The following is a 19,780-nucleotide window of genomic DNA, read 5'->3' on the forward strand; positions in this document are numbered from 1 at the left end:
CGCGTACATCCAGGAGCGTTGCGTCATCGTTAACGACCATCGCGACGGTGCGACGATTCGACAGGCTCGCTCCTACAGTAGAGTGAGCGTTTCTGCAGGAATAGATATGCACAGCCTCAGGCGCCATCGCTAGCAGGCTAGCTCCTACAGTGGAGCGGGCGTTACGCAGGAATGGAGATGTACACCGAAAAATAGAAGATGGCGGCACCGTACAGCACAAACAAAAACGGCCTCCTGCTTTATATAAGAAGCAGAGGCCGTTTTCGCTGCAGTCAAGACACTATCGTGCGATGGGTCTTACTTGCGGTCTTCCAGTTTGCTGATGTCGCGCGACTCGTAGCCGGTGTACAGCTGGCGAGGGCGGCCGATCTTGTACGGGCTGGAGAGCATTTCTTTCCAGTGGGAGATCCAGCCGACGGTCCGCGCCAGGGCGAAGATCACGGTGAACATGCTGGTTGGAATGCCGATCGCCTTGAGGATGATCCCCGAGTAGAAGTCGACGTTCGGGTACAGCGAGCGTTCGATGAAGTACGGGTCGGTCAGGGCGATCTCTTCCAGGCGCATGGCCAGTTCGAGTTGCGGATCGTTGTTGATCCCCAGTTCGCGCAGTACTTCGTCGCAGGTCTGCTTCATCACGGTGGCGCGCGGGTCGCGGTTTTTATACACGCGGTGACCGAAGCCCATCAGTTTGAACGGATCGTTCTTGTCCTTGGCCTTGGCGATGAACTTGTCGATGTTCGAGACATCGCCAATTTCGTCGAGCATGGTCAGTACCGCTTCGTTGGCGCCGCCGTGAGCCGGGCCCCAGAGTGCGGCGATACCGGCTGCGATACAGGCGAACGGGTTGGCACCCGAGGAACCTGCCAGGCGCACGGTGGAGGTCGATGCGTTCTGCTCGTGGTCGGCATGGAGGATGAAGATCCGGTCCATGGCCTTGGCGAGTACCGGGCTGATCGGTTTGATCTCGCACGGGGTGTTGAACATCATGTGCAGGAAGTTTTCCGCGTACGACAGGTCGTTGCGCGGGTACATCATGGGTTGGCCCATGGAGTACTTGTAAACCATCGCTGCCAGGGTTGGCATCTTGGCAACCAGGCGGATCGCGGAGATTTCGCGATGGTGCGGGTTATTGATGTCCAGGGAGTCGTGGTAGAAGGCCGAGAGCGCGCCGACTACGCCGCACATGACGGCCATCGGGTGGGCGTCGCGACGGAAGCCGTTGAAGAAGGACTTCAATTGCTCGTGAACCATGGTGTGGTTCTTCACGGTGCCGACGAACTGGGCTTTCTGCTCGGCTGTCGGCAGTTCGCCGTTCAGCAGCAGGTAGCAGGTTTCCAGGTAGTCCGATTTCTCGGCCAGTTGTTCGATCGGGTAGCCGCGATGCAGCAGGATGCCGTTATCGCCGTCAATATAGGTAATCTTCGACTCGCAGGAGGCGGTCGACATGAAACCCGGGTCAAAGGTGAAGCGGCCCGTGGCAGTCAGGCCTCGAACGTCGATAACATCGGGACCAACGGTGCCGGTTAAAATGGGCAGCTCGACGGGGGCTGCGCCCTCGATGATCAACTGCGCTTTTTTGTCAGCCATGTGGCCTCCTATTTATGCTTGAAATCATCAGACAGACCCCCCACGCAGGGCCCGCACCACTATAGTGAGATAAATTCGAATGTCAATTTGCCTAAAGTCTTGCCCCAGAAGGCTTTAACCACACTTTTTCCTCGAAATTGCCTGCCGTTTACGCCTTTTATCCCGCTTGTGCAATCAGCTATTTGGGGTAGGTGTTTGCGTTGTCATTAGTAACCTAACTGTCTATACTCGGCCTCCGACCGCCAGGGGCTTTTGGGCCTGTATTTGATGGGGGTCGCATCCCTGGGTGGTGGTTACCTGACCAGTGCACTCCCCAACAACTTTGCCCTGATTGTTAGGGGCTCTTCAGTGTGAAAAAAAAGCCGTGAATAGCCAACGACCTGTAAACCTAGACCTAAGGACCATCAAACTCCCCATCACCGGCGTTACGTCGTTCCTTCACCGTGTATCCGGCATCATTCTCTTCCTGGGCCTCGGCTTCATGCTTTACGCATTGGGCAAATCCCTGGGTTCCGAGGAAGGTTTCGCCGAAGTGAAGGCATGCTTGACCAGCCCGCTGGCCAAGTTCGTAGCATGGGGCCTCCTGTCCGCTCTGCTGTATCACCTGGTTGCCGGTGTGCGCCACTTGATCATGGACATGGGCATCGGTGAGACGCTGGAAGGCGGCCGCCTGGGCTCGAAAATCATCATCGCCATTTCCGTGGTGCTGATCGTTCTGGCAGGAGTTTGGATATGGTAACCAGCGTTACGAACCTTTCGCGTTCGGGCCTCTATGACTGGATGGCACAACGTGTGTCTGCGGTCGTTCTCGCGGCTTATTTCATCTTTTTGATCGGCTACCTCGCGGCGAATCCGGGCATCGGCTATGAGCAATGGCACGGCCTGTTCAGCCACAACGGAATGCGTATTTTCAGTCTGCTGGCCCTGGTTGCCCTGGGCGCTCACGCCTGGGTCGGCATGTGGACCATCGCGACCGACTACCTGACGCCAATGGCGCTGGGCAAGTCCGCGACTGCGGTACGTTTCCTCTTCCAGGCAGTATGCGGCGTTGCGATGTTCGCTTACTTCGTCTGGGGTGTGCAGATTCTCTGGGGTATCTGATTCATGGCTAACATTCCAACGATTTCTTTCGACGCCATCATCATTGGCGGCGGCGGTGCTGGCATGCGCGCAGCGCTGCAACTGGCACAAGGCGGTCACAAGACTGCCGTGATCACCAAGGTTTTCCCGACTCGTTCGCACACTGTGTCGGCACAGGGCGGCATCACCTGCGCCATCGCGTCGGCCGACCCGAACGATGACTGGCGCTGGCACATGTACGATACCGTCAAGGGTTCCGACTACATCGGTGACCAGGACGCTATCGAATACATGTGTCAGGAAGGCCCGGCTGCGGTATTCGAACTGGACCACATGGGTCTGCCGTTCTCCCGTACCGAGCAAGGTCGTATCTACCAGCGTCCATTCGGCGGCCAGTCGAAGGATTACGGTAAAGGCGGTCAGGCTGCACGTACGTGCGCCGCGTCCGACCGTACCGGTCACGCACTGTTGCACACCCTTTATCAGGGCAACCTGAAAGCCGGTACCACGTTCCTGAACGAGTACTACGCTGTCGATCTGGTGAAGAACGACGCAGGCGACTTCGTCGGCGTTATCGCCATCTGCATCGAAACCGGCGAAACCACCTACATCCGCGCCAAGGCCACCGTATTGGCCACCGGCGGTGCAGGTCGTATCTATGCCTCCACCACCAACGCCCTGATCAACACCGGTGACGGCGTCGGCATGGCCCTGCGTGCTGGCGTACCGGTACAAGACATCGAAATGTGGCAGTTCCACCCGACTGGCATCGCCGGCGCCGGTGTACTGGTTACCGAAGGTTGCCGTGGTGAAGGTGGTTACCTGATCAACAAGCACGGCGAGCGTTTCATGGAGCGTTACGCTCCGAACGCCAAAGACCTTGCTGGTCGTGACGTTGTGGCCCGTTCCATGGTTAAAGAGATCATCGCCGGCAACGGTTGTGGCCCTAACGGCGACCACGTGATGCTCAAGCTTGACCACCTGGGCGAGGAAGTGCTGCACAGCCGCCTGCCAGGTATCTGCGAACTGTCGAAGACTTTCGCACACGTTGACCCGGTGGTTGCTCCGGTTCCGGTTGTTCCGACTTGCCACTATATGATGGGCGGCGTTGCCACCAACATTCACGGCCAGGCGATCACCCAGGACGCCGATGGCGTGGACACCATCATTCCAGGCCTGTTCGCCGTAGGCGAAGTGGCGTGCGTATCGGTTCACGGTGCCAACCGTCTGGGCGGCAACTCGTTGCTCGACCTGGTGGTGTTCGGTCGTGCTGCCGGCCTGCACCTGGAGAAGGCGCTGACCGACGGTATCGAATACGACGACGCGACCGAAGCCAACATCGAGGCCGCCCTCGCTCGTCTGGCTGCGCTGAACTCGCGTACCGACGGTGAAGACGTGGCAACCCTGCGTCGCGAGCTGCAAAGCTGCATGCAGAACTACTTCGGTGTATTCCGTACTGGCGAATACATGCAGAAGGGTATTGCCCAACTGGCCGAGCTGCGCAAGCGCATTGCCAACGTGAAGATCAACGATAAGTCGCAGGCGTTCAACACTGCACGTATCGAAGCGCTGGAACTGCAAAACCTGCTGGAAGTGGCTGAAGCTACCGCCATCGCAGCTGAAGTGCGCAAAGAGTCCCGCGGTGCTCACGCCCGTGAAGACTTTGAAGACCGTGACGACGAAAACTGGCTGTGCCACACCCTCTACTTCCCGGGTGACAAGCGCGTGAGCAAGCGTGCTGTGAACTTCTCGCCGAAGACTGTTCCGACTTTTGAACCCAAGATTCGGACTTATTAAGGGTGGCCGCCATGTTGAAAGTCAGCGTTTATCGTTACAACCCTGATCAGGACGCCGCGCCGTTCATGCAGGAATTCCAGGTCGATACCGGTGGTAAAGACCTGATGGTGCTGGACGTGCTGGCCCTGATCAAAGAGCAGGACGAGGGTTTCTCCTATCGTCGCTCTTGCCGTGAAGGTGTTTGCGGTTCCGACGGCATGAACATCAACGGCAAAAACGGCCTGGCGTGCGTCACGCCGCTGTCCGCTGTCGTAAAAGGTAACAAGTTGGTTGTTCGTCCGCTGCCAGGTTTGCCGGTTATCCGTGACCTGGTCGTCGATATGAGCATCTTCTACAAGCAATACGAGAAGGTTAAGCCATTCCTGCAGAACGACACGCCGGCTCCGGCCATCGAGCGTCTGCAGTCCCCTGAAGAGCGTGAAAAGCTCGACGGTCTGTACGAGTGCATCCTGTGCGCTTGCTGCTCGACCTCTTGCCCGTCCTTCTGGTGGAACCCGGACAAGTTCCTGGGTCCAGCTGCACTGCTGCAAGCGTACCGCTTCCTGGCAGACAGCCGCGACACCAAGACGTCCGAGCGTCTGGCTTCACTGGATGACCCGTTCAGCGTATTCCGCTGCCGCGGGATCATGAACTGCGTCAACGTATGTCCGAAAGGCCTGAACCCGACTAAGGCCATCGGTCACATTCGTAACATGCTTCTGCAAAGCGGCGTGTGATTCAGCTGTTGTACCCGTAGGACCGCTGTACCGAAGGAGCTAAGGCGCGGGCTTCAACCCGCGTCGTAGCTATAACCAGAGCCGCAGCTTACAAGGCTGCAGTTCTTATTTTGAAGAAATGAGACAAGCAGGGGCATCCGGGCTGGTACCCGGACTATCAGCGTGATCCTAAGTGGCTTGTTTTGGTCGCTGCACTCGGACTTCTGCAAGTTTGCTCGGTGTCTTCGCCGATGGTGTTCCCCTAACCGAGGGTGACCAAGCATGCAAGAAAGCGTGATGCAGCGCATGTGGAACAGCGCCTACCTGTCCGGTAGTAACGCTGCCTATGTGGAAGAGCTTTATGAGCTCTACCTGCACGACCCTAACGCTGTGCCAGAAGAGTGGCGCACCTACTTCCAGAAGTTGCCGACAGACGGCGACTCTGCCATCGATGTTTCGCACTCCACAATTCGCGACCATTTCGTGCTGCTGGCAAAGAACCAGCGCCGCGCCCAACCGGTTTCCGCCGGCAGCGTGAGCAGTGAGCACGAGAAGAAGCAAGTTGAAGTGCTGCGATTGATCCAGGCCTACCGTATGCGTGGCCACCAGGCAGCCCAGCTTGACCCGCTGGGGCTGTGGCAGCGTCCTGCACCTGCAGACCTGTCGATCAATCATTACGGCTTGACCAATGCCGATCTTGATACGACCTTCCGTGCCGGCGACCTGTTCATCGGCAAAGAGGAAGCGAGCCTACGCGAAATTCACGAAGCGTTGCAGCAGACATATTGCCGCACCATCGGCGCTGAGTTCACGCACATCACCGATTCCGAGCAGCGCCAGTGGTTCCAGCAGCGTCTGGAAAGCGTGCGCGGTCGTCCGACCTATTCCGCAGACATCAAGGGCCATCTGCTCGAACGTGTCACTGCCGGTGAAGGTCTGGAAAAATACCTGGGTACCAAATACCCGGGCACCAAGCGTTTCGGCCTGGAAGGCGGCGAGAGCCTGATTCCGATGCTCGACGAGCTGATCCAGCGTTCCGGTTCCTACGGCACCAAGGAAATCGTCATCGGCATGGCCCACCGTGGCCGTCTGAACGTGCTGGTCAACACCTTCGGCAAGAACCCGCGCGAGCTGTTCGACGAGTTCGAAGGCAAGAAGAAGGTCGAGCTGGGTTCCGGTGACGTCAAATACCACCAGGGCTTCTCGTCCAACGTAATGACCACCGGCGGTGAAGTTCACTTGGCCATGGCGTTCAACCCGTCCCACCTGGAAATCGTTTCCCCGGTGGTCGAGGGTTCGGTTCGCGCTCGTCAGGATCGCCGTAACGACCCGACCGGTGAAAAGGTTCTGCCAATCTCCATCCACGGCGACGCTGCATTCGCCGGCCAGGGTGTGGTCATGGAAACCTTCCAGATGTCGCAGACCCGCGGTTTCAAGACCGGCGGTACCGTGCACATCGTGATCAACAACCAGGTGGGCTTCACCATCAGCAACCCGCTGGACTCGCGTTCCACCGAGTACGCCACCGACGTTGCGAAAATGATCCAGGCGCCGATCCTCCATGTGAATGGTGATGATCCGGAAGCCGTATTGTTCGTGACCCAGTTGGCGATCGACTACCGCATGCAGTTCAAGCGTGACGTGGTAATCGACCTGGTCTGCTACCGTCGTCGTGGCCACAACGAGGCCGACGAGCCAAGCGGCACCCAGCCTCTGATGTATCAGCAGATCACCAAGCAGCGCACCACCCGTGAGCTGTATGCCGATCGTCTGACCCAGAGCGGCGTGCTGGACGCAGAGCGTGTTCAGGCGAAAGTCGACGAATACCGCAATGCGCTGGACAACGGTCTGCATGTTGTAAAAAGCCTGGTCAAGGAACCGAACAAAGAGTTGTTCGTCGACTGGCGTCCGTACCTGGGCCACGCCTGGACCGCGCGTCACGACACTCGCTTTGATCTGAAAACCTTGCAGGAACTGTCGGCCAAGCTGCTGGAAGTTCCGGAAGGCCTGGTGGTTCAGCGTCAAGTTGCCAAGATCTACGAAGACCGTCAGAAGATGCAAGCCGGTGGCCTGCCGATCAACTGGGGTTTCGCCGAGACCATGGCCTACGCGACGTTGCTGTTCGAAGGTCACCCGATCCGCATGACGGGTCAGGACATTGGCCGCGGTACGTTCTCGCACCGCCACGCTGTTCTGCACAACCAGAAAGACGCCGGCACCTACGTTCCGCTGAAGAACCTGTACGACGGTCAGCCGCGTTTCGAAATGTACGACTCGTACCTGTCGGAAGAAGCCGTACTGGCGTTCGAATACGGTTACTCGACCACCACGCCGAACGCGCTGGTGATCTGGGAAGCCCAGTTCGGCGACTTCGCCAACGGTGCCCAGGTGGTTATCGACCAGTTCATCACCAGTGGCGAGCACAAGTGGGGCCGTCTGTGCGGTCTGACCATGCTGCTGCCGCACGGTTATGAAGGCCAGGGTCCGGAGCACTCCTCCGCACGCCTGGAGCGTTACCTGCAACTGTGCGCCGAGCACAACATCCAGGTAGCGGTGCCGACCACTCCGGCGCAGATCTACCACTTGCTGCGTCGTCAGGTGATTCGCCCGCTGCGCAAGCCATTGATCGTTCTGACTCCGAAGTCGTTGCTGCGTCACAAACTGGCCATCTCGACCCTGGAAGATCTGGCCGAAGGTTCGTTCCAGACCGTTATCCCGGAAATCGACACCCTGGACCCGAAAAAGGTCGAGCGCGTCGTGCTGTGTAGCGGCAAGGTCTACTACGACCTGCTGGAAAAACGCCGTGCCGAAGGCCGTGACGATATTGCCATCGTGCGTATCGAGCAGCTGTACCCATTCCCTGAGGACGACTTGAAAGAAGTCCTGGCTCCTTACACCAACGTCAAGCATGCCGTGTGGTGCCAGGAAGAGCCGATGAACCAGGGCGCGTGGTACTGCAGCCAACACCACCTGCGTCGTAGCATCGCAAACCTCAACAAGTCTCTCGTACTCGAGTACGCGGGCCGTGAGGCTTCTGCTGCACCGGCATGTGGTTACGCATCGATGCACGCTGAGCAGCAGGAAAAACTGCTGCAAGACGCCTTTACTGTTTAACGCCTTCGCGCACCTGAAACCGAATTTAAGGAACCACAGACAATGGCTATCGAGATCAAAGCCCCCACTTTCCCGGAATCGGTTGCCGATGGCACCGTTGCCACCTGGCACAAGCAACCGGGCGACGTGGTCAAGCGCGACGAGCTGATCGTCGACATCGAAACCGACAAGGTCGTACTGGAAGTGCTGGCTACCGCTGACGGCGTGCTGGGCGCTATCGTCAAGGGCGAGGGCGAAACCGTCCTGTCCGACGAAGTCCTGGGCTCGATCGTTGAAGGCGGCGCTGCTGCCGCTCCTGCTGCTGCCGCTCCGGCTGCCGCTGCACAAGCTGCTGCTCCGGCCGCTGCTGGCGAAGACGATCCTGTTGCGGCTCCAGCTGCACGCAAGCTGGCTGAAGAAAACGGTATCAACATCGCTTCCGTTGCCGGCACCGGCAAAGGCGGTCGCGTGACCAAGGAAGACGTAGTGGCTGCTGTTGCCGCCAAGGCTGCTGCTCCAGCTGCTGCTCCGGCCAAGGCCGCTGCACCTGCCGCTGCTGCTCCGGTGTTCGCTGCTGGCGACCGCGTCGAGAAGCGCGTTCCGATGACCCGCGTTCGTGCAACCGTGGCCAAGCGCCTGGTAGAAGCACAATCGAACATGGCGATGCTGACCACTTTCAACGAAGTCGACATGACCGAAGTCATGGCCCTGCGTTCGAAGTACAAGGACCTGTTCGAGAAGTCCCACAACGGCGTACGCCTGGGCTTCATGTCGTTCTTCGTCAAGGCCGCTACCGAAGCGCTGAAACGCTTCCCGGCAGTCAACGCGTCGATCGACGGCAACGACATCGTTTACCACGGCTATGCCGACGTTGGTGTTGCGGTTTCCAGCGACCGTGGCCTGGTGGTTCCGGTTCTGCGTAACGCCGAACACATGAGCCTGGCTGAAATCGAAGGCGGCATCGCTACCTTCGGCAAGAAAGCCCGCGACGGCAAACTGTCGATGGACGAAATGACCGGCGGTACGTTCACCATCACCAACGGTGGTACTTTCGGTTCGATGATGTCGACCCCGATCGTCAACCCGCCTCAGGCTGCAATTCTGGGCATGCACAACATCATCCAGCGTCCTATGGCCATCAATGGTCAGGTCGTGATCCGTCCGATGATGTACCTGGCACTGTCCTACGATCACCGTCTGATCGATGGCAAAGAAGCTGTAACCTTCCTGGTGACCATCAAGAACCTGCTGGAAGATCCGGCTCGTCTGTTGCTGGATATCTGATTGAAGCAGCTGTGAGCTGCAAGTCGCGAGCTGCCATTCAAGGCAGCTCGGCTTGCAGCTTGCGGCTTGGAGCTTTTCGCTAAAGAGGATTCTTTTACATGTCACAGAAATTTGACGTAGTAGTGATCGGTGCTGGCCCTGGCGGCTACGTGGCCGCCATCAAGGCCGCCCAACTGGGTCTGTCGACCGCGTGCATCGAGAAGTACACCGACGCCGAAGGCAAACAAGCCCTGGGCGGTACTTGCCTGAACGTTGGCTGCATTCCGTCCAAGGCGCTGCTGGACAGCTCCTGGAAGTACAAGGAAGCCAAAGAAAGCTTCAACGTTCACGGTATCTCCACCGGCGAAGTCAAAATGGACGTCGCTGCGATGGTTGGCCGCAAGGCTGGCATCGTCAAGAACCTGACCGGCGGCGTTGCGACCCTGTTCAAGGCCAACGGCGTGACTTCGATCCAGGGCCACGGCAAGCTGCTGGCTGGCAAGAAAGTTGAAGTCACCAAGCCAGACGGTTCGGTTGAAGTCATCGAAGCTGAAAACGTGATCCTGGCACCAGGTTCGCGTCCGATCGACATTCCACCGGCTCCGGTCGACCAGAATGTGATCGTCGACTCCACTGGCGCCCTGGAATTCCAGGCCGTACCCAAGCGTCTGGGCGTGATCGGCGCTGGCGTGATCGGTCTCGAACTGGGTTCGGTATGGTCGCGCCTGGGCGCACAAGTGACTGTCCTGGAAGCCCTGGACACTTTCCTGATGGCTGCGGACACCGCGGTTTCCAAGGAAGCGCTGAAAACCCTGACCAAACAGGGTCTGGACATCAAGCTGGGCGCTCGCGTGACCGGTTCGAAAGTCACTGGCGAAGAAGTGCTGGTGAACTACACCGACGCCAACGGCGAACAGACCATCACCTTCGACAAGCTGATCGTAGCCGTTGGTCGCCGTCCGGTGACCACTGATCTGCTGGCCGCCGACTGCGGCGTGACCCTCGACGAGCGCGGTTTCGTGCACGTTGACGATCACTGCGCGACCACCGTACCGGGCGTCTACGCCATCGGCGACGTGGTGCGTGGCATGATGCTGGCGCACAAGGCCTCGGAAGAGGGCATCATGGTTGTCGAGCGCATCAAGGGCCACAAGGCCCAGATGAACTATGACCTGATCCCTTCGGTTATTTATACTCACCCGGAAATCGCGTGGGTCGGTAAAACCGAGCAGGCCTTGAAAGCTGAAGGCGTTGAAGTTAACGTCGGCACCTTCCCGTTCGCAGCCTCTGGCCGTGCCATGGCAGCCAACGACACCGGTGGTTTCGTCAAGGTCATCGCCGATGCCAAGACTGACCGCGTACTGGGTGTCCACGTGATTGGCCCAAGCGCTGCAGAACTGGTTCAGCAGGGCGCGATCGGTATGGAATTCGGCACCAGCGCTGAAGACCTGGGCATGATGGTTTTCTCCCATCCGACCCTGTCTGAAGCCTTGCACGAAGCAGCTTTGGCAGTGAATGGCGGCGCCATCCACATCGCCAACCGCAAGAAGCGTTAAGACAATAAGAAACCACGGCGGAATGGCCCGTCGTGAGCCTTGCGTGCAAAGCTCACCGCGGAATATCCGCTGGACGCAGCCTTGCATGGTTGTACCGGGTATCCGGAAAGGCCATGCAAGCAGCAGTCACAGGTGGTGCGGCACTTGAACAAGTGCAGCACCGAATGCGCAGTACCTAACGAAGACGGTAATAAGCATGAATCTTCACGAGTATCAGGGTAAGCAGCTGTTCGCTGAGTACGGCCTGCCAGTATCCACCGGTTACGCGGTAGACACCCCGGAAGCAGCAGCAGAAGCTTGCGACAAAATCGGCGGCAGCGAGTGGGTTGTCAAAGCCCAGGTTCACGCCGGTGGTCGCGGTAAAGCGGGCGGCGTCAAGCTGGTTCGCAACAAAGAAGACGCCAAAGCCTTCGCACAGCAGTGGCTGGGCAAGCGTCTGGTGACTTACCAGACTGACGCCAATGGTCAGCCAGTCACCAAGATCCTGGTTGAATCGTGCACTGATATCGCTAAAGAGCTGTACCTGGGCGCTGTCGTTGACCGTTCGAGCCGTCGTATCGTGTTCATGGCTTCCACCGAAGGTGGCGTGGACATCGAGAAAATCGCTCACGACACTCCAGAAAAAATTCTCAAGGCCACTATCGATCCACTGGTTGGCGCTCAGCCATTCCAGGGTCGCGAGCTGGCGTTCCAACTGGGTCTGGAAGGCAAGCAAGTTGCCCAGTTCGCCAAGATCTTCGTAGGTCTGGCCAAACTGTTCCAGGATCACGATCTGGCCCTGCTGGAAGTGAACCCGCTGGTGATCAAGGCTGACGGCGATCTGCACTGCCTGGACGCGAAGATCAACATCGACGCCAACGCCATGTACCGTCAGCCTAAGCTGAAAACTTTCCACGATCCGTCGCAGGACGATCCGCGCGAAGCGCACGCTGCCAAGTTCGAACTGAACTACGTAGCGCTGGAAGGCAACATCGGTTGCATGGTCAACGGTGCTGGCCTGGCCATGGGTACCATGGACATCGTCAACCTGCACGGCGGCAAGCCAGCCAACTTCCTCGACGTGGGCGGCGGTGCTACCAAAGAACGCGTTACCGAAGCGTTCAAGATCATCCTGTCCGACACTAACGTCGCTGCAGTACTGGTCAACATCTTCGGCGGCATCGTTCGTTGCGACATGATTGCCGAAGGCATCATCGGTGCAGTGAAAGAAGTCGGCGTGAAAATCCCGGTTGTTGTTCGCCTTGAAGGCAACAACGCTGAACTGGGCGCTAAAGTACTGGCAGAAAGCGGTTTGAACATCATCGCTGCAACCAGCCTGACCGACGCTGCTCAACAAGTTGTCAAAGCTGCGGAGGGCAAATAATGAGCGTCCTGATCAATAAAGACACCAAGGTTATCTGCCAGGGTATCACCGGTTCGCAGGGTAGCTTCCACACCCAGCAAGCGATCGAATACGGCACCAAGATGGTCGGTGGCGTAACGCCGGGCAAAGGCGGCACCGAGCACCTGGGTCTGCCAGTGTTCAACACCGTTAAAGACGCAGTAGCTGCCACTGGCGCTACCGCCAGCGTGATCTACGTTCCAGCTCCTTTCTGCAAGGACTCGATCCTGGAAGCGGCTTTCGGCGGCATCAAGCTGATCGTCTGCATCACCGAAGGCATTCCTACCCTGGACATGCTGGACGCTAAAGTTAAGTGCGACGAGCTGGGTGTTACCCTGATCGGCCCTAACTGCCCAGGCGTGATCACCCCAGGCGAATGCAAGATCGGCATCATGCCAGGTCACATTCACTTGCCAGGCAAGGTCGGTATCGTTTCCCGTTCCGGCACCCTGACCTACGAAGCTGTGAAGCAGACTACTGACGCCGGTTTCGGTCAGTCGACTTGCGTCGGCATCGGTGGTGACCCGATCCCGGGTTCGAACTTCATCGACATCCTGAAGCTGTTCCAGGAAGACCCGAAGACCGAAGCGATCGTAATGATCGGCGAGATCGGCGGTTCGGCTGAAGAAGAAGCGGCTGCCTACATCAAGGCACACGTGACCAAGCCGGTTGTTTCCTACATCGCTGGTGTGACTGCTCCTCCGGGCAAGCGCATGGGCCATGCTGGCGCAATCATCTCTGGCGGCAAAGGCACTGCAGACGAGAAATTCGCTGCTCTGCAAGACGCAGGCGTGAAAACCGTGCGTTCGCTGGCAGACATCGGCAAGGCCCTGGCCGAGCTGACTGGTTGGGCTGTCAAGTAAGCCTCGCGCTTAGCTTGCAACTCTGCTGACAAAGGCCACCTTCGGGTGGCCTTTGTCGTTTCTGATATTCGTGTTGGATGTGCTGGCCTCTTCGCGAGCAGGCTCGCTCCCACAGGGAAACGCGGTCAACTGTGGGAGCAGCCCGGGCGGCGTTCCGCTGCTCGCGATGACGGACATGTGGGCGACAACCATTTACATGCATAAATGCGACACAGAAGTGTCGTAGATCGGATACTCCGCCCCCAAACAGTGCGTTTGACCCACAAATTCGGTACCCTAGCCGCCATCTTGCGTTTGCGTCCCACAAGGTTGCTGCGCGCAGAACGGGTCAGTCTTATACGGACCGACAGCATTTCCCTCACCCTTCAGGGAAATCCCTCTCTAAATTCCGATTCAGTAGTGTGGTATTTCCGTAATGAAAGTGTTGAAAGGCCAGGACATCCTGGCGCTTGGTTTTATGACGTTTGCCCTGTTCGTCGGGGCTGGCAACATCATCTTCCCGCCTATCGTCGGTTTGCAGTCCGGACCTCATGTCTGGATGGCGGCGCTGGGTTTCCTGATCACCGCGGTCGGTTTGCCGGTGATCACCGTTGTCGCACTGGCCAAGGTCGGCGGCGCCATGGACGCCCTGAGCAGCCCGATCGGCAAGATCGCCGGTGGTGTGCTGGCGGCAGCCTGCTACCTGGCCGTGGGGCCGCTGTTCGCCACCCCACGTACCGCCACCGTGTCTTTCGAAGTGGGCCTGGCGCCGCTGACCGGTGAAAGCCCGCTGGCGCTGTTTCTCTACAGTTCGGTGTACTTCCTGCTGGTGTTCTTCATCTCCCTGTACCCAGGCCGTTTGCTGGATACCGTAGGCCGTTTCCTCGCGCCGCTGAAGATCATCGCCCTGGCGGTACTCGGTATCGCTGCATTCGCGCTGCCAGCGGGCGACATTGGTGTTGCAACTCCCGAGTATGTTGCGGCGCCGTTCTCCCAGGGCTTCATCAATGGTTACCTGACCATGGATACCCTGGGCGCACTGGTGTTCGGCATCGTGATCGTCAACGCCATCCGTTCCCGTGGCGTCGAGTCCCCGGCACTGATCACTCGCTACGCCATCATTGCCGGACTGATCGCCGGCGTTGGCCTGGCGCTGGTGTATGTCAGCCTGTTCCGCCTCGGTTCGGGCAGTCACGAAGTGGCGATGGGCGCGACCAACGGCGCTGCGGTCCTGCACGCCTATGTACAGCACACCTTTGGCTCCCTGGGCAGTGGTTTTCTGGCGGTGCTGATCTCCCTGGCGTGCCTGGTGACAGCCGTCGGCCTGACCTGCGCCTGCGCCGAATACTTCAGTCGCGTGCTGCCACTGTCCTACAAGACCCTGGTGGTTATCCTGGCGGCGTTCTCGCTGCTGGTGTCCAACCTTGGCCTGACCAACCTGATCGCCTTCTCGATCCCGGTGCTGACCGCCATCTACCCGCCATGCATCGTTCTGGTCGCCCTGAGCTTCTGCAAGGATTTCTGGCTGGAGCAGGGCCGCATCGTCGGTCCGGTGATGCTGGTGTCGTTCCTGTTCGGCCTGATCGATGCGCTCAAAGGCGCTGGCCTCGCCGACTGGATGCCGACGCAACTGACGCACCTGCCACTCGCCGAGCAAGGCCTGGCATGGCTGGTACCGTGCTTCTTCACCCTGGTAATTGCCGTAGCCTGCGATCGCCTGTTGGGCAAGCGCAGCGAAGCCCTGGCGTAAACCTCGACGTCTGCCACAAGCGGACGCTGATGTAACAGCAAATGCCCCGTATCAATTGATACGGGGCATTTTTTATGGGCCGCTGGTCGTGTCTTTTTTTGTCGGCTAACGTCGAAGCACTGTTTTCCGTCGTTTGAACCTCGCACCTACAAGGAACTGCATGTCGTTCGTCCACGCCAATCTGCTGCACATCATCGCCGCGCTCTGGTTTGTCACCTGCTGGGGTGGCTATACCCGCTACGCCACCTGGAAAGGCCGCGACACCGCTTGCCTGGCCAGTGTTCTGCACCTGTACCGAGAAGACTGGATGCGCCGCATGCTGCTGCGTGACAACCGCATCGCCGACGCCAGCGTGATCGGCAACCTGGAGCGCAACGCGTCCTTCTTTGCGTCCAGCACGCTGATCATCCTCGCCGGTATTCTTACCGTGCTGGGTGCGTCCGAGCGCGCGGTGTCGCTGCTGGCGGACATCCCCATGGTGCAACAGGCGTCCCAGGGCATGTCGGAAATCAAACTGCTGTGCCTGGCATTGGTGTTCGTCTACGCCTTCTTCACGTTCAGCTGGTGCATGCGCCAGTACAACTTCGCGGCAATCCTGGTGGGCTCGGCGCCGATGGTCGGTGAGCGGCATGTTTCCGAGCAGGAGCGCAAGGCATTTGCCCAGCGTGCTGCGCGGGTGATTTCAATGGCGGCCAACCAGTTCAACTTCGGTCTGCGCTCTTACTACTTCGGCATGACCATGCTGGCCTGGTTCGTCAGCCCCTGGTTGTTCATGTTGTTGAGTGCTGGCGTGGTATTGGTGTTGTATCGCCGCGAGTTTCATTCCGACGTACTGGAGGTGATGGTCTATACCCCTACAGAGGCGCCATTGCCCGAAGCCAGTAAAGAGGTGAGTTGATGAGTATCCCGTTCTGGTGTGTATTTATCAGCGCGTTGCTCATTTTTATCGCGCGCATGCCGGTGGGCAAGGCGATGAAAGAGCAGGGTAGCTACAACAATCACCTGCCACGTCAGCAACAGGCACAACTCACCGGTTTTGGCGCGCGCGCACTGGCGGCTCACCAGAACAGTTTCGAGGCGTTCATAGTGTTTGCAGTGGGCGTGTTGATGGCGCATACCACGCAAACAGCCGGCTGGCTGATCGACGGACTGGCCATTGTGTTTGTTGTTGCGCGGATTGTTTACTTGCTGTGTTACTGGGCCGATCTGGCCTGGCAGCGCAGTCTGGTGTGGGTGATCGGTCTGGTCTGTTCGTTGCTGTTGATGCTCAGCCCGACACTCCGGACAGTGCTGCTCTAGCCGTCTTTTTCCTGCGAACACAATAAAGCCCGCACTTGGCGGGCTTTATATTGAAGCGCTAAAACCGGATCAGTTGGTTTTAGGAGCGGCTTCTTCTGCAGCAGCTTTGTTCGATTCAGCCTGATCTTTGGCGGCTTCGGCGTTTTCTTTCGCGGCCTCGTTCACCTTATCCTGAGCTTCATTCATTTTTTGCTGTGCTTGCTCAGCATGTTGGTTGGCATCTTGAGCTTTGTCCTCGGATTTTTTATCGCAGGCAGCGAGACCGAGGGAAGCGGTCAACATCAAGGCAATAGCTAAAGTCTTACGCATGGGGTGTTTCTCCTTATGGAAAATATCTACTTGTCCTTTCGAACGCTGCGCTCGTGGTTAAGTTCAATGATTCGTTCAGATATATAAGTTTATTCCTACGGGAACTTTTCCTTAGTCCCATAACTGCTATGCAATCACACTTGCCAGAGCCTATAGCGCATGACCGAGAACCCCATTTTCGAGCGCGCGATGCGCTTCTTGTCGGCGCTGCGCCATTGCCAGGTACTGGACCTGCGTGTCCATAGCGCCAGCCAGCAAGGTCTGACGATTACCTTGCCCTACAGCCCGCAGATCGTCGGCAACCCGCAGACCGGAGTGATCCACGGTGGGGCGATCACTTCGTTGATGGACACTGCCTGCGGGATGGCGACGCTCTGTGTGTTGCCTGAGTTCGAAGTGTGTCCGACCCTCGACCTGCGTATCGACTACATGCATCCGGCCGAGCCGCACAAGGATGTGCATGGTTTCGCCCAGTGCTATCGAGTGACTACGGATGTGATCTTCACGCGCGGCTTCGCCTATCAGGACGATCCCGAGCAGCCGATCGCCCATGTCGTCGGCACCTTCATGCGCATGGGCAAGGGTGTCAAAGGCACCAAGGGCTTTGGTGGGGTGATCAGTGGTGGGCCGAAATGAACGCTAACTTCAAGGAACAACTGCAGCAGGCCCACGCTCAGGGCGACTATGCCTCGCTGTTGCATCTGATCCCCTACGCCAAGCTGATTGGCGTCGAGTGTTCGCGCCTGGGCGATGAACTGCTGTTCAAGCTACCGGCCAACAAGGACAACATCGGCAACCCGTTGCTGCCGGCGATCCATGGCGGGGTGATTGCCGGTTTCATGGAGTTGGCGGCGGCCCTGCACCTGCTGGTATTCACCGGCTCGCCTGGGGTGCCGAAGATTATCGACTTCTCCCTCGATTACCTGCGCGCCGGACAGTTTCGCGATACCTATGCCAAATGCCAGGTTTGTCGCCAGGGCCGGCGCGTGGCCAACGTCGCGATAACCGCGTGGCAGAGCACTGAAGCCGAGCCGATTGCGACCGCCCGCGCACATTTCAAGATCGAGGAAGCAACCGGCCCTTGAAATCCTCCGGGCAGCCCCCAACTTTGATGACATCCCGCCGCTGACCCTTCAGGACGCGGCCACTGCCATCCAATTGGAGTTTGATGACCATGAGCGTGGAAACTCAAAAGGAAACCCTGGGCTTCCAGACCGAGGTTAAGCAACTGCTGCACCTGATGATCCATTCGCTGTATTCCAACAAGGAAATCTTCCTTCGCGAACTGATCTCCAACGCCTCTGACGCGGTCGACAAATTGCGTTTCGAAGCCCTGTCCAAGCCTGAGTTGCTGGAAGGTGGCGCGGAACTGAAGATCCGTGTGAGCTTCGACAAGGACGCCAAGACCGTCACCCTCGAGGACAACGGCATCGGCATGAGCCGCAGCGATGTGATCACCCACCTGGGGACCATCGCCAAATCCGGCACCGCCGATTTCATGAAAAACCTGTCGGGCGACCAGAAGAAGGACTCGCACCTGATCGGTCAGTTCGGCGTCGGTTTCTACTCGGCGTTCATCGTTGCCGACAAGGTTGAAGTGTTCAGCCGTCGTGCTGGCCTTGCCGCGAGTGAAGGCGTGCACTGGTCGTCCAAGGGCGAAGGCGAATTTGAAGTCGCCACTGTCGATAAAGCCGACCGTGGTACCCGCATCGTCCTGCACCTGAAGCCGACTGAAGACGAGTTCGCCGATGGCTGGCGTCTGCGCAACATCATCAAGAAGTACTCCGACCACATCGCGCTGCCGATCGAATTACCGAAGGAAGCTGCCGTTGCCGAAGGCGAAGAAGCCCCGGCTGTCGAGTGGGAAACCGTCAACCGTGCCAGCGCGCTGTGGACCCGTCCGCGTACCGAGGTCAAGGACGAGGAATACCAGGAGTTCTACAAGCACATCGCCCACGATTTCGAGAATCCGCTGAGCTGGAGCCACAACAAGGTTGAAGGCAAGCTGGAATACAGCTCGTTGCTCTACGTGCCGGCCCGTGCACCGTTCGACCTGTACCAGCGTGAAGCGCCGAAAGGCCTGAAACTGTACGTGCAGCGCGTGTTCGTGATGGATCAGGCGGAGTCGTTCCTGCCGCTGTACCTGCGCTTCATCAAGGGCGTGGTCGACTCCAACGACCTGTCGCTGAACGTATCCCGGGAAATCCTGCAGAAAGACCCGATCATCGACTCGATGAAGTCGGCGCTGACCAAGCGTGTCCTCGACATGCTGGAGAAATTGGCGAAGAACGAGCCTGAGCAATACAAGGGCTTCTGGAAAAACTTCGGTCAGGTCATGAAAGAAGGCCCGGCGGAAGACTTCGCCAACAAGGAAAAAATCGCCGGCCTGCTGCGCTTTGCTTCGACTCAGGGTGAAGAAGGTGAGCAGGTTGTGTCGCTGGCCGAGTACCTGGCGCGTGCCAAGGAAGGTCAGGACAAGATCTACTACCTGACCGGCGAAACCTACGCTCAGGTCAAGAACAGCCCGCACCTGGAAGTCTTCCGCAAGAAAGGCATCGAAGTGCTGCTGCTGACCGATCGAATCGACGAGTGGCTGATGAGCTACCTCAGCGATTTCGACGGCAAGAGCTTTGTCGACGTGGCGCGTGGCGACCTGGACCTGGGCAACCTGGACTCGGAAGAGGACAAGAAGGCCGCAGAAGAAGTCGCCAAATCCAAGGAGGGCCTGGTTGAGCGCCTGAAAACCGCACTGGCCGACTCGGTTGCCGAAGTACGGGTTTCCCATCGTTTGACCGACTCGCCGGCGATTCTCGCCATCGGCGAGCAGGACTTGGGCCTGCAGATGCGTCAGATTCTTGAAGCGAGCGGGCAGAAGGTGCCGGACTCCAAGCCGATCTTCGAATTCAACCCGGCTCACCCGCTGATCGAGAAGCTCGACGCCGAGCAGAATGAAGAGCGTTTTGGCGACCTGTCGCACATCCTCTTCGACCAGGCAGCGCTGGCTGCCGGCGATAGCCTGAAAGACCCGGCGGCCTATGTGCGCCGGCTGAACAAGCTGTTGGTTGAACTGTCGGTTTAACCGTGTAGGAAAAAAACCCGCTTCGGCGGGTTTTTTTTCATTCTGGCGT

At 58.4% G+C, this 19,780-nt stretch carries 17 protein-coding genes; 15 read left to right on the forward strand and 2 right to left on the reverse strand.

Annotated elements, in window-relative coordinates; all coding sequences use genetic code 11:
* Positions 1 to 297: 297 nt before the first annotated feature.
* Positions 298 to 1,587: a citrate synthase gene (gltA, locus tag ACZYR5_RS19010; protein WP_489091021.1), complete on the reverse strand. Its 1,290-nt coding sequence runs from the start codon at positions 1,585 to 1,587 to the stop codon at positions 298 to 300.
* A 364-nt stretch (positions 1,588 to 1,951) separates the two neighbouring features.
* On the opposite strand from gltA, the gene sdhC reads away from it, so the two are divergent.
* From sdhC to ACZYR5_RS19070, 12 genes are all read left to right on the forward strand, one after another.
* On the forward strand, positions 1,952 to 2,326 hold the full coding sequence (sdhC, locus tag ACZYR5_RS19015) for a succinate dehydrogenase, cytochrome b556 subunit (RefSeq protein WP_489091022.1): 375 nt from the start codon (positions 1,952 to 1,954) through the stop codon (positions 2,324 to 2,326).
* Positions 2,320 to 2,688 (forward strand): succinate dehydrogenase, hydrophobic membrane anchor protein, encoded by a 369-nt coding sequence (sdhD, locus tag ACZYR5_RS19020; RefSeq protein ID WP_489091023.1) that lies wholly within the window; start codon positions 2,320 to 2,322, stop codon positions 2,686 to 2,688. The genes sdhC and sdhD overlap by 7 nt, the downstream gene beginning before the upstream one ends.
* 3 nt (positions 2,689 to 2,691) lie before the next feature.
* Positions 2,692 to 4,464, forward strand: coding sequence for a succinate dehydrogenase flavoprotein subunit (gene sdhA, locus ACZYR5_RS19025; RefSeq protein ID WP_489091024.1), 1,773 nt, complete (start codon positions 2,692 to 2,694; stop codon positions 4,462 to 4,464).
* 11 nt (positions 4,465 to 4,475) lie between these two features.
* Positions 4,476 to 5,180, forward strand: a complete 705-nt coding sequence (locus ACZYR5_RS19030; RefSeq protein ID WP_410018517.1) for a succinate dehydrogenase iron-sulfur subunit — start codon at positions 4,476 to 4,478, stop codon at positions 5,178 to 5,180.
* 261 nt (positions 5,181 to 5,441) lie between these two features.
* Positions 5,442 to 8,273, forward strand: a complete 2,832-nt coding sequence (locus ACZYR5_RS19035) for a 2-oxoglutarate dehydrogenase E1 component (protein ID WP_489091025.1) — start codon at positions 5,442 to 5,444, stop codon at positions 8,271 to 8,273.
* A gap of 42 nt (positions 8,274 to 8,315) precedes the next feature.
* Positions 8,316 to 9,536: a 2-oxoglutarate dehydrogenase complex dihydrolipoyllysine-residue succinyltransferase gene (gene odhB / locus ACZYR5_RS19040; protein ID WP_489091026.1), complete on the forward strand. Its 1,221-nt coding sequence runs from the start codon at positions 8,316 to 8,318 to the stop codon at positions 9,534 to 9,536.
* 98 nt (positions 9,537 to 9,634) lie between these two features.
* The gene (lpdA, locus tag ACZYR5_RS19045) at positions 9,635 to 11,071 is read left to right on the forward strand and encodes a dihydrolipoyl dehydrogenase (RefSeq protein ID WP_489091027.1); all 1,437 of its coding nucleotides are present in this window, start codon (positions 9,635 to 9,637) and stop codon (positions 11,069 to 11,071) included.
* A gap of 196 nt (positions 11,072 to 11,267) precedes the next feature.
* On the forward strand, positions 11,268 to 12,434 hold the full coding sequence (gene sucC, locus ACZYR5_RS19050) for an ADP-forming succinate--CoA ligase subunit beta (RefSeq protein ID WP_003223015.1): 1,167 nt from the start codon (positions 11,268 to 11,270) through the stop codon (positions 12,432 to 12,434).
* The gene (sucD, locus tag ACZYR5_RS19055) at positions 12,434 to 13,315 is read left to right on the forward strand and encodes a succinate--CoA ligase subunit alpha (RefSeq protein WP_003223019.1); all 882 of its coding nucleotides are present in this window, start codon (positions 12,434 to 12,436) and stop codon (positions 13,313 to 13,315) included. The genes sucC and sucD overlap by 1 nt, the downstream gene beginning before the upstream one ends.
* Positions 13,316 to 13,730: 415 nt before the next feature.
* Positions 13,731 to 15,044 (forward strand): branched-chain amino acid transport system II carrier protein, encoded by a 1,314-nt coding sequence (gene brnQ, locus ACZYR5_RS19060; RefSeq protein ID WP_489091028.1) that lies wholly within the window; start codon positions 13,731 to 13,733, stop codon positions 15,042 to 15,044.
* A gap of 160 nt (positions 15,045 to 15,204) precedes the next feature.
* A complete protein-coding gene (locus ACZYR5_RS19065; RefSeq protein ID WP_442101956.1) occupies positions 15,205 to 15,942 on the forward strand; it encodes a DUF599 domain-containing protein in 738 nt (245 codons plus the stop codon).
* Positions 15,942 to 16,343, forward strand: a complete 402-nt coding sequence (locus tag ACZYR5_RS19070) for an MAPEG family protein (RefSeq protein ID WP_489091029.1) — start codon at positions 15,942 to 15,944, stop codon at positions 16,341 to 16,343. Before ACZYR5_RS19065 ends, ACZYR5_RS19070 begins: the two co-directional genes overlap by 1 nt.
* A 69-nt stretch (positions 16,344 to 16,412) precedes the next feature.
* On the opposite strand, the gene ACZYR5_RS19075 is transcribed toward ACZYR5_RS19070, so the two are convergent.
* Positions 16,413 to 16,652 (reverse strand): hypothetical protein, encoded by a 240-nt coding sequence (locus tag ACZYR5_RS19075; protein WP_027621088.1) that lies wholly within the window; start codon positions 16,650 to 16,652, stop codon positions 16,413 to 16,415.
* Positions 16,653 to 16,811: 159 nt separating this feature from the next.
* Here ACZYR5_RS19075 and ACZYR5_RS19080 point away from each other — a divergent pair, with 159 nt between their 5' ends.
* From ACZYR5_RS19080 to htpG, 3 genes are all read left to right on the forward strand, one after another.
* Positions 16,812 to 17,288, forward strand: coding sequence for a PaaI family thioesterase (locus ACZYR5_RS19080; RefSeq protein WP_489091030.1), 477 nt, complete (start codon positions 16,812 to 16,814; stop codon positions 17,286 to 17,288).
* The gene (locus ACZYR5_RS19085; RefSeq protein ID WP_489091031.1) at positions 17,285 to 17,737 is read left to right on the forward strand and encodes a PaaI family thioesterase; all 453 of its coding nucleotides are present in this window, start codon (positions 17,285 to 17,287) and stop codon (positions 17,735 to 17,737) included. Before ACZYR5_RS19080 ends, ACZYR5_RS19085 begins: the two co-directional genes overlap by 4 nt.
* A gap of 89 nt (positions 17,738 to 17,826) precedes the next feature.
* Complete coding sequence (gene htpG / locus ACZYR5_RS19090; protein ID WP_489091032.1) at positions 17,827 to 19,731, forward strand: molecular chaperone HtpG; 1,905 nt, start codon at positions 17,827 to 17,829, stop codon at positions 19,729 to 19,731.
* Positions 19,732 to 19,780 lie beyond the last annotated feature (49 nt).

Source organism: Pseudomonas sp. F007, assembly GCF_057814275.1.